10 protein-coding genes are annotated in these 11,160 nt (G+C 40.3%); 8 read left to right on the top strand and 2 right to left on the bottom strand.

The window, feature by feature from the left end:
* Positions 1-163: 163 nt before the first annotated feature.
* From I7H67_RS19495 to I7H67_RS19460, 8 genes are all read left to right on the top strand, one after another.
* Positions 164-1,225, top strand: coding sequence for an HlyD family secretion protein (locus I7H67_RS19495; RefSeq protein ID WP_151768425.1), 1,062 nt, complete (start codon positions 164-166; stop codon positions 1,223-1,225).
* A 24-nt stretch (positions 1,226-1,249) separates the two neighbouring features.
* On the top strand, positions 1,250-2,797 hold the full coding sequence (locus I7H67_RS19490; RefSeq protein WP_198308639.1) for a DHA2 family efflux MFS transporter permease subunit: 1,548 nt from the start codon (positions 1,250-1,252) through the stop codon (positions 2,795-2,797).
* Between the two features lie 188 nt (positions 2,798-2,985).
* On the top strand, positions 2,986-3,774 hold the full coding sequence (locus I7H67_RS19485) for a hypothetical protein (RefSeq protein ID WP_192454519.1): 789 nt from the start codon (positions 2,986-2,988) through the stop codon (positions 3,772-3,774).
* Positions 3,771-5,357, top strand: a complete 1,587-nt coding sequence (locus I7H67_RS19480) for a GH3 auxin-responsive promoter family protein (protein WP_198308638.1) — start codon at positions 3,771-3,773, stop codon at positions 5,355-5,357. Before I7H67_RS19485 ends, I7H67_RS19480 begins: the two co-directional genes overlap by 4 nt.
* Positions 5,354-6,682, top strand: coding sequence for a TolC family protein (locus tag I7H67_RS19475; protein ID WP_198308637.1), 1,329 nt, complete (start codon positions 5,354-5,356; stop codon positions 6,680-6,682). The genes I7H67_RS19480 and I7H67_RS19475 overlap by 4 nt, the downstream gene beginning before the upstream one ends.
* On the top strand, positions 6,675-7,838 hold the full coding sequence (locus I7H67_RS19470) for a hypothetical protein (RefSeq protein WP_198308636.1): 1,164 nt from the start codon (positions 6,675-6,677) through the stop codon (positions 7,836-7,838). Before I7H67_RS19475 ends, I7H67_RS19470 begins: the two co-directional genes overlap by 8 nt.
* A 232-nt stretch (positions 7,839-8,070) precedes the next feature.
* On the top strand, positions 8,071-9,042 hold the full coding sequence (surE, locus tag I7H67_RS19465) for a 5'/3'-nucleotidase SurE (RefSeq protein ID WP_198308635.1): 972 nt from the start codon (positions 8,071-8,073) through the stop codon (positions 9,040-9,042).
* Between the two features lie 11 nt (positions 9,043-9,053).
* Positions 9,054-9,698, top strand: coding sequence for a hypothetical protein (locus tag I7H67_RS19460; RefSeq protein ID WP_198308634.1), 645 nt, complete (start codon positions 9,054-9,056; stop codon positions 9,696-9,698).
* A gap of 38 nt (positions 9,699-9,736) precedes the next feature.
* Here the strand turns inward: I7H67_RS19460 and I7H67_RS19455 are convergent, their stop codons facing one another.
* Positions 9,737-10,177 carry an HD domain-containing protein gene (locus tag I7H67_RS19455; RefSeq protein WP_198308633.1) on the bottom strand — a complete coding sequence of 147 codons (441 nt, stop codon included), beginning with the start codon at positions 10,175-10,177 and terminating at the stop codon, positions 9,737-9,739.
* A gap of 168 nt (positions 10,178-10,345) precedes the next feature.
* Positions 10,346-10,822 (bottom strand): hypothetical protein, encoded by a 477-nt coding sequence (locus I7H67_RS19450; RefSeq protein ID WP_198308632.1) that lies wholly within the window; start codon positions 10,820-10,822, stop codon positions 10,346-10,348.
* Positions 10,823-11,160: the final 338 nt, after the last annotated feature.

The raw sequence follows: 11,160 nt of genomic DNA, 5'->3' as shown, positions 1-11,160 counted from the left end.
AAAACGGTCAATGATATTTAATTGATTTAAGAACCATAATTTGCACCAAATTTTACGCTGTCACGATTCATTGAATAAACCAAGTGAAAAGTTACGTAAAAAAGACGCTAATAGTTTATTGGTGTAAATAAAAAATCGAATATTACAAATAAACGGAATGAATATGGATAACGTAGCTCAGCTAGAAACTGACACTAATTTCCAAAGTCGAAAGAAAATAACTTGGGGTGTTTTTAGTGTCCTGCTGTTATTTTTAGTCGCAGGCATTATATATTATTTTTTTGTATACCGATTTTATCAATCTACTGATAATGCTTATGTTCAGGCAGATGTTACTTGGGTCATGCCAAAGATTTCAGGCGAAGTGATTGAGTTATTAATTAACGATAATCAGGTGGTAAAAAAAGGGGAAACTTTGGCGGTATTAGACCACCGCGATTACCAAGCTCGTTATGATCAGGCGAGTTCTGTCGTCAGCTTAAAAGAAGCGGCGCTTGGTGTACAACAACAAAATGAAAAGTCTGCTAAATCTTCCATTACTGAAGCAAATAGTGGTGTAGTGGCAGCTCAAGCAGACTTAACTCGTTTAAGAAAAGATTTTGAACGTTATCAAGATTTACTAAAAGATGGGGTAATTACTCGTCAAAACTTTGAAGGCATTCAGTCTCAATATTTAACAGCTCAGGCACAACTCAGCAAGGCACAAGCAGCCGTTAATGCAGCAGAAGCTCAGTTGGGGAGTTTACAAGCCAGTCGAGCGCAGCTTTTAGCAGATATTCAAAGTGCTCATGCAAACTTAAACCTATATCAGGTCGATCTGGCTTCATCCAAAGTGGTGAGTCCTGTAGATGGCAAAATCGGTAGTCTTGCAATCCAAAAAGGCTCACGTGTTTCTCCGCAAACCCGCTTAATGGCGATCATTCCTAAAAACAGTTTGTATGTACAAGCCAATTTCAAAGAAACCCAAATTGAAAAAATGCATATTGGGCAGAAAGTTGAACTCAAACTTGATGCCTATCCAAGCCTAACCTATAGCGGGAAAATTGAGAGTTTTTCACCAGCATCAGGCGCAACTTTCTCACTCATGCCACCAGATAATGCCACAGGAAACTTTAACAAAGTTGTTCAGCGTATTCCTGTGCGTATTGCCATAGATTCAAGCCCGCATATCGATTTGATAAAACCTGGTATGTCGGTCAGTGCCACCGTTGACCTAAGAACTTAATAATAAAATTTTAGGTAATAAGACATGAATAAGCACGTTGACGCCGAGTGGATGTTTCCCGCAAAGACGGCATGGGCAATTTTTGCTGCCATGATTTTTGGCAACTTCATGGCGATTCTTGATATTCAGATTGTGGCGAGTTCTTTAAACGAAGTTCAAGCTGGAATGAGTGCAAGTCGTTACGAAGTCACTTGGGTGCAAACTGTTTATTTAATTGCCGAGATTATTGCAATTCCAATGTCGAGTATTGTCTCGCGGGTGCTTTCAACACGGGTGTATTACACCATCTGTGCAATTGGTTTTACGGTCAGCTCTTTACTTTGTGCCTTGGCATGGAACTTGGAAAGTTTATTGGTTTTTCGTGGCATTCAAGGTTTTATGGGCGGCGGCATGATTCCGACCTCCATGACGGCGTTGTACTTACTTTTTCCAGAACCAAAACGTTCATTGCCATTGGTTATGTTTGGCATGATCAGTACTTTGGGGCCGGCCATTGGCCCAACCATTGGCGGCTGGCTCACCAATAACTTCTCATGGCACTGGATGTTCCTGATTAATATTATCCCGGGCATTATCATTGCTACGGTCATTTACTCGGGTCCAAATATTGACCGTGCAAACTATTCACTCATTAAAAGCATGGATTGGTTTAGCCTCGTTGGTATGGCGATGTTTTTGGGTGGGCTTGAGTATTTCCTTGATGAAGGCGCGCGACATGACTGGCTTGCAGACACAGGTGTTCGTATTGCTTTCATGATTTGCGTTGTGGGCGGCATGATTTTCTTCTCTAGAAGTTTCACCCAGCCTAAGCCTTTGCTCGATTTGTCAGTATTTAAAAACAAAAACTTTACCTTAAGTGCCATCACAACTTTTGTGATTGGCATGGCGCTCTATGGTTTGGGTTACATGATTCCTGTGTTTCTTGGGCAAGTCCGTGAAATGAACAGTAGCCAAATTGGTCACGTCATGATGGTGACAGGTATTGTCATGTTCTGCTTTGCGCCGTTTCTTGCGTGGCTCATTCCCAATTTTGATACCCGAAAAACCGTATTTGTCGGAATGATTTTGGCTGGCTTTGGTGTGTGGCTCAACTCGCACCTCAGCATTCATAGCGATTACGACTTTATGTTTTGGCCGCAGATTTACCGTGGTATTGGTCTCATGATCTGCCTGATTGTGGTTTCGCATTTAGCCATGAGCACTTTGCCACTCAGCAAAGTAGCCGATGCCAGTGGCATTTATAACCTGATGCGTAATATCGGAGGCGCGGTTGGACTAGCACTGATTAACTCATCCTTGGATTGGCTGACTGCGCTACATGTTACCCAGATTAATCAGTCGATGACACCGCAAAACTGGATTTTTACAGAAAGACTCGACCAACTTACGGCGCAATATCAGGAAGTTGGCTCAAATGCACAGCAAATCGCACTCAGTGTGATTTATCGCGACATTCATTTTCAGGCACTAACATCTAGCTTTAATGATTTATTACGCATGCTCGCAATCATCATGTTTGTGACCGCATTTTTAACCATCTTTATGGATCGGGGGAAGAAAATGAACATGTAGCGATTTAGAAATAAAGAGCAGCTTTCAAAGAATGAAAAACAATAGGGCATATCAAAACGTATCCCTTCATAGAAAAAGAACATTGATCTGAGTTTTCTAAAATCGGTTGATGAGATCGGGGAACTCGCAAATTAGAGGTGGAAGGTTAAAGGATTATGATTAATACAACGTATAAACTAATTTCAAAATTGAACCTGAAAAACACGACTTATGGTCAATATTTTGAAAAAGAGCAAATCGATACTGAGCGATTAAAAGTGATGTATTCCATTTACGAACAGTATTATGAAAATACAAGATTTTCTATTTTCGTAGATGATTTCCAAAATAAAAGCGGTGCAATCTTAATTTTTGATTCACAAACAAATGAGATTGTGGGCTTCTCTACCGTTGTGGTGCAGCATTTCTACTTAAACGGTAAGGACTACACCGTATTATTTAGCGGTGATACGGTCATTTTGAAGAAGTTTTGGGGTACGCGTAGTCTACAAAGTACCATGCTCAAACTCATGATTAAGCTTCGAATCAAATATCCATTTAACGAACTCTATTGGCTCCTGATTTCTAAAGGCTATAAGACCTACCTGCTACTCGCCAATAACTACTATGTGTACTACCCAAATATAAAAGATGAAAACCAGCATCTTTCGGAAGTCGTCGAACACTACTGTGAGAAATTCTTTGGCGAATATTATGATAAAGATGCAGGCCTGTTAAATTTTGGAGATGACTATCAACCATTAAAAGGTGAAGTTGCACCAATTACTGCCGAAATGAGAGAAAAGAACCCAAATATTCATTTCTTTGAGCAGTTGAATCCGACATGGAAAGCAGGCACAGAACTGCCGTGTATTGGCCGTCTTGGCTGGAAAGATATTGCCCGTTTCCCAGTGAAGCTCATTACTAAACCTACAAGCAAGGGAAAGTTTGAAGCCTGTGTAACGTCTAAAACAAAACGTAGAGAGGCCATCCAATGAAATCTAATGAATGGCTAACGCTTGGCTCGCACCTGATTTTAAAAAAATGGTGTGATGCATCTGACCGTAATTTCCAAAAACAGTTTAAAGCTTTAGAAGCGACACAACGTCAAATCTTGCATTCGATTTTACAGACCTCTACCTTTGCCAAAGATAAAAAAGTTCAAAACTATGATCAGTTTGTAAAATCATTTCCTGCGACACGTTACGGCGCATGGCGTGAAGACATTCAACGTTACCGTGAACAAAAGCTGTCACTGTCTAGCAGTAAACTGGTTCGTTTCCAGCCGACCAGTGGTTCGAGTGAACAAATCAAGTTTATTCCGTACACCAAGCTGTTTTTAGATGAACTTGACCATGCAATTGCGCCGTGGATGGCGAGTTTATATCGCAAATGTCCACAGCTTAGTTCGGGTACACATTATTGGTCAGTGTCGTGGTTGCCTGAAAGTCAGCGTGAAGTTTTAAAAGACAAAAACCTAAATGACGATAGTGAGCTACTTGGTGTAGGTAAGCGAATTTTGTCTAAGTTTACCCAAGCTGTTCCAAGTAATGTTGCCTTTGCCGCCAATGCTGACGATGCACTGTTTGCCACCATTTGTTATTTGGTGGCAAACCGTAACTTAGCGATGATCTCGGTGTGGAGTCCAACTTTTGCGCTGCAATTGCTTGAACGTTTGGAGTTGCTGCAACAAGATGTGATTGAGGTTTTACAAAGTGGTTTATGGGGCAACCGTCAGGCTTCATTAAACGAAGTGACCGCACCGCATAACCCTGAAAGCGCTCAAGCCCTAATTGACAGTACAAACGGCGCACAGATCGACTTTAAAAAACTTTGGCCAAAGTTAAGCTTAGTGTCAAGTTGGGATACCGCAGGTTCAAAAGCTTGGGCTGAAAAATTACAAGAGAAGTTACCCAGTGTGCAGTTTGAAGGCAAAGGTCTATGGGCGACCGAAGGTGTCGTCACGATTCCCTATAACGACCAATATCCGCTGGCGTATCAAAGTCACTTCTACGAATTTGAATATTTAGAAGGCGAAAAACAAGGGCAAATCATTCCATCGTGGCAGCTTAAACAAGGCGATGTGGTGAGCCCACTGATTACTTCAGGTAATGGCTTACTTCGTTATTGTCTGGATGATTGCTTACGCGTCACTGGCTTTATAGAGCAAATTCCGTGTTTTGAATTCCAAGGCCGCCGTTTTGGGGTGGATCTGGTCGGTGAAAAGTTAGCACCTGAAACAGCTCATCAGTTATTGTCGCAGTTAAATGAAACCGAATCGAAAGCGATTTCTTTACTGGCGATTGATACCCAACAACAAGTTAAACCATTTTATTGCGTACTTTTTGAAGGTGAAATTCATCACAGCATTAATAATGAATATATCGACAGTATTTTGCGTCAAAACTTCCATTACGAACTTGCTCGAAACTTAGGACAGCTCGACCAGCCTCAAATTCGCCAAGCCAATAATGGGTGGAATGCCTACAAAAAATTGGTCATGTTTGATGGCATTATCGAAGGTAATATCAAACCTGAGCCACTTAAAAAAGTCACCCTCAATAGTTTGGAACAACTATGAAAGGGATGAAGCCATTTAATACTCGGTTTTTAACACTTCGACACGCCTTATATCTAGGCGTGTTGTTGGTGTCGAATACACATGCCATGACTTTAGATGAGGCTTTGTCGGCTAGTTTAAGGCATGAAAGCCAGCTTGAAGTGAGCCGTTTAAGCGTGAACCAGTCCACTGCTATGCTTGAACAGGCCAAACAACGTGATGGGCTCAAAGTCAATTTAGTCGGTCAACTGGACTATGAAAGAATAGATACGCCTTCACACGTCCTGTTTCCAACCGAAGGAAACCGTAAAGGCCGAAGTTTGCAATTGCAGGCTGATTATCCGATTTATACCTCTGGTCGACACCGTTTAGAAATAGATGTTGCCGAAAGTCAGCTTTCTGCCCAAAACCAAGGTTTGTCAGATCAAAGATCGGAAACTATTTTAAATACGGTGATGGTCTATACCGACGTATTAAAGAAGAAAGCCATTTTAGAACTTAGACAAAAGACCATGGCAAATCTGCAACGGTCTTTATATGAGTCAAAGCGCCGTTTTGACGTGGGCATGATTACCCGTGCAGACTTGGCTCAGGTTTTGGCGCAAGTTGCACAAGGCCAAGCTGATATCACACAAGCTCAATCTAACTTAACCGTAAGCGAAGCGCAGTTTTACCAAGTGACGGGTGTAACGCCTGAGAACCTTGTCGCCATTAAACAACTGCCAGTTATTCCGGCTACCTTAGATGAAATTTTGGCACAAACCAAGAACCATCCGGCTTTAATGCGTAGCAAATACGAAAAGCAAGCCGCAGAGAAACAATATGCTCTAACCAAACGGGAACTATGGCCAACGGTCATGCTCACCAGCCGTGCCGGAAAGCAAGATGAGGCAAGCTATATTGGTTCGGAAAGTAATAACTATATGGTTGGGGTGCAGCTTAATGTACCGCTCTATGACGATGGCTTAAATCGTGCCAACGTTAAAAAAGCACAGGCCGATATCGATTTGGCTAACCAAAAAACGCGAAGTCTTGAACTGGATTTAAATAAGCGTACACGCACGACCTATGCACAGCTTCAAACCATTCGACAAAATAAAGAAGCACTGGCAAATGCCATAGAGGCAGCATCTATTGCTTTTGTCTACACACGTAAAGAGTTTGATGTCGGCACCAAAACCACATTTGATTTGCTCAATACTGAGCAAAAGCTACTCGATGCACAAACTCAGAAAACCGTGAATGACCAAGACGAAGTGGTGTTTGTCTATCAGTTACTCGACCAAATGGGGCGTTTAAATAACTTAGTTCCCGTACAGACCGCACAACAGGTGAATAATGAATAAAATAAATCCACCACTTGCTGAGAATACGCTGATTACCCGAGAAGCAACTTTGGCAGATGATCAGGCTTTACGAGACTTAATCGCCGTACCCATGACCACCAAAGGCATACAAATTAGCTTTCAGCGAGAACCAAGTTATTTTAAAGCGTCCGACATTGTCTATCGGCATAAACTGCATGTCGTGATTGAAGACACCGAAAGCCAAAAGAATGTCGCTTGTTATAGCAATGGTTACCGCCCATGTTATGTCGATCGGAACGTTCAAAACTTAAGGTACGCGGGAGATTTACGGGTAGATCATAACTATCGAGGTAAATCACTGGTGAAGGTTTTGGCAAAGCATGTAAAACAAACCATGCATGAACCGAACTATAGCCAAATGATTATTTTTGATGATAACCACGCCGCACGCGCTGCCATCCAAACGGGCAAAACGGGAATGCCTGATTATTATGACGAAGGACTCATCGAGACATTAAGCCTCACCGACACTGGTGCAAAACGGAAAATCACGGCTTTTTTAAAGCAGACTTCTCCGCAGAGTGACATTCAAGAGATCCGTACTTGTGTTGCTGAAGCTCAACATGCAGAAGCGATGAACCAATTTATTAGCGACATGGCAGAGTTTTATAACTTTATTCCCGCCTATAACTTTGAAGAACTGGCTCAAGGTCATCAGTATTTTTCAGGAATAAAACTCTCAGACTTTTCACTTTACTTTAAGGGTGAAAAGCTGGTGGGCATGTTTGGTTTATGGGATCAGCACAGTATTAAGCAAACCAAAATCTTGCATTACAGTTCAGTCATTGGAATTTTTAGACCCGTTTATAACTTGCTGACTCCGCTTACCAAAGGCATGCGTTTGCCTAAACTGGGTGACTCTATTAAGTATCACGTGTTACACACCTTAATGTGCCATCCACAAGATTTAGCTTTGCATCATAAAATGCTCGAAGATGCCTATAACAAGTCAAAACAGCAGGGCGTTGGTGTGGTGAGTTTTACGCTTTCCCATAAAGACCCGCGTTATCAGTTAAACCAGTTTTATAAAGGTGAACGCTTAACAGGAATGCATGGTTTTATTAGTTATGAGGGCGACCCAAGACCACATTTTGATAAAAACTTGATTCCATATTTAGAAGTTGGACGTATTTAATTTAAAGCTTGAAATGACATTTTGAATGAAGCCCACAAACGTGGGTTTTGTTATTTTGAATATGATTGCTGAAGTTGAAGATCAGTTTATAAAAGAAAACTTAGCAATAATTTATAATATAATTATTTAATTTTTAATGGAAAAGTATTTTAATTTTTATTGATGCGTAGTCACTAAACGTACATATAGCGCAACTACTATACAAATCGAAATTTAAGAACATGGTAGTTAAGTGATGAAAAAAAGTTTATTGGGCGGCCTTATTCTGTCTTTGTGTACAACTCCAGCTTTTGCACTAAATATTCTATTGGTTAATGATGACGGTCTAACCAGCAATGTCAAAGCGCTTTATGATGAATTAAAAGCAAATGGTCATAACGTGCTGGTGTCTGTACCTTGTTCACCACAAAGTGGTCGCGGTGGTGCAATTGTGATGTACAGCTCAACGACGATTACCGCGGATAATGACAAGCAAATTGCGGCTGAAAACGGTTGTCACAATGGCGCAGCACCAATCGGCGCACCTACGGCTGGAACCTTTACTAAAGCGGGCTATACCAATGGTGACTGGAACTACGCACATGGCACACCAGTGATGGCAACAGTTTATGGATTAGATGTGGTTGCACCAAAACGCTGGGGTAAAGCGCCAGACTTAGTGTTATCTGGCCCGAATGAAGGACAAAATGTCGGAAAAGTCGTTGTACACTCTGGCACGATTGGCAATGTACAGTTTTCGGCAGGACGCGGGATTCCGTCTATTGCCTTAAGCGCCGATACCAACACGGTAGATGATAAGACTTTAAACAACCCTAACTCTGCGATTGTGGCAAAACAAACCGTAGTTTTATTAAAAGAATTACAAGCTAAGGCAGGCAAGGGCCAATTGTTGCCAAAAGGCATCACACTAAATGTTAATTTCCCTAAAAATTTAACAACCAGCACACCTTTTGCTTTTTCAAAAATTGGGACATATGACTTATATAAATTGAAGTTCCAAGTGACCAAAGACAATAAAGGCAACAATCAATTTGGTCTAGGAATTGATGCGGCACCATCGGCTCCAACCGCTGCGCAAATGTCGGATGAAAGCGCCGTCATGCAAAGCAAAATTGCTGTAACTGCAATGCAAGTTGCTTACGATCAGCGACCAGCAGCTCAAGAATGGCTCAAAATTCGTTTAAAAAGCCTATTTAACAAGTAAGGAGAAAGACCATGAAACGTTGTTTGTTGGTTTTACTTCTTGGAATGGGCTTGGCGGCTTGTAATGACAATGATCATGATGACCAAGTCTCGACTGAAAAACCTGCACTTGCTCCGAGCTTAGATGTCGGTACTTATATTATTAGTACCGAAACTGATGAAGAGTTACCAATGGCGGGTAAATACTATTCTGGCGCAGATGGTTCTAAATTATTGGTTTTAGATGATGACGAAAACCGTGCCAAAATTGTGATGAGTTATGACGTAAAAACTAAAGCTTGGCAGAGCAACCAGTCTAATCAAGCGATGACCGTTGAATTAGCACATTATGAAAAAATTGATGATCAGAAAATTACGCTGAATCAATTGGTCGGTAGCTATGATTTATCTTTTCCAGATGGAACAACGGTAAATACCGAGGTCAATGCACAAGGCAAAATTGTCTCGAAAGACCTAAATTGTGTATTTACAGGTGTTATTACTGAAAGTGCATTAGCCAATACAGCAAGCTATCAACTGACCGATAACAAGTGTGATGCGCTAAAAAATAACTCGAAAGGTTATGTTGTGGTAGATGAAGACTTAGAACCTATGAGTTTTAGACTTGTATCTGACACAGTTGCATCAAAAGACATTTGGGCATTTGCACAATCTTAAAAATAAAAAGGCAACGGATTCATTTCGTTGTCTTTTACCTACCTCAACCTATCTTGAGCCGTTGAAACAGCTAACATGGTTTGAAGATAATAATCTACACGTGATTGATTATTTTCTTTATGTGAGTTATGTGCATTAAAGGCTGCATCATGAAGTTTCACGACTCGAGCGATCGGATTCAAACTACAACGAATTAAATATTCTTCGCGTGTTTCACTTTCCCGTTTAGTTAATGCATCAACGGCATCACGGACTTCTTTTCCGAATAAACTTTCGATTTTGTCTAGCGTAAGAGGAGTGTCTTCAACGCTATCGTGGAGAAGGGCTGTAATAATATAGACTTCCGAAAATCGGTGCTCAATTAATGAGTTGACCACACCTTTAATATGATAATCAAAGTAATCATGAGGACCATACTTTTGACCTTTATGAGATTCTTTTGACAATTTCTCTGCTAATTCAACTTTATTTTGAGTCATTTTTTGCTCTTATCACTTAAAGTATATGACACGGCCTAATTTGGGAGATGGGACGCTTAAGCCATAATTTTATACTGAATACTCAAATTAGGCATATATAAAAAGCAGCCCCGAAATGAGACTGCTCATTTTTAAGTGAACGATGAACCGGCGTATTCTTCATAAGCTTTAAATATTTGATAAAGTGAATGAGCTATTACCGCCCGTTAAAGCTACGTTCGTACCATTGATTAATAGAACAGGTTTATTTCCACCAATATTAGTTACGGCTAAGCTACCAAACCACCAATTGTTATGTCCAACATAGTGACCTTGAGCGAGATATACGGGAATAGAAGTCGACGAAGTTTGCAAATTAACGCCAAAGTAGAAGTTAAGCTTGCTAGGGGTGTCGCCACTACTTTGACTATCAGCAAACATGTGGCTACCTTTTTGTAATAGTTCAACATAACTATTAGCAACCTGCGAAGAGCCGCTACGGTCACAGTCTAAAGTGATCGTCCAAACATTTCCTTTTTTAGTAATAGAGGGTGGCGGATCACAGGTTTCGCCGTCTGTATATACAACAGAATTATCAATATATGTGATATTGGTTAATAGCCCAGTGTCATCGGTAATAACAACAGTGTTGGATGAAGTTGACATGATTAAATCCTCTTAAATTATTTTTTATCCAATCGCTTTATTTTATTGTTTATAAAAGTAATCACGCTGGATGCTTTGTCTGGTATTTTAAATACCATTGGTTATAAAGCGTTTAAAGTATGATTTATTTATATGCCTTAGATTTATATTTCATCTTTATTAAAATACCATTTGAGTTGAGTTTTTAATATCGTAGTTATTAAAAATTAAATTGTTTTTGATACAAATTATATTTTACTGGGATTTTTTCACTATATTGTTTTTAGGTGTGGAAAGAGTTTTATTTTTTAAAAATAAAGATAACTTTTAATTAAAATTTAACTAGTATTGATAATTAA

Origin of the sequence: Acinetobacter sp. ACIN00229, from assembly GCF_016106645.1 — a bacterium.
In the GTDB taxonomy this organism is placed as follows: domain Bacteria; phylum Pseudomonadota; class Gammaproteobacteria; order Pseudomonadales; family Moraxellaceae; genus Acinetobacter; species Acinetobacter oleivorans.
The sequence above is the reverse complement of the archived record's forward strand: the minus strand, read 5'-3'. Positions and strand labels throughout refer to the sequence as shown.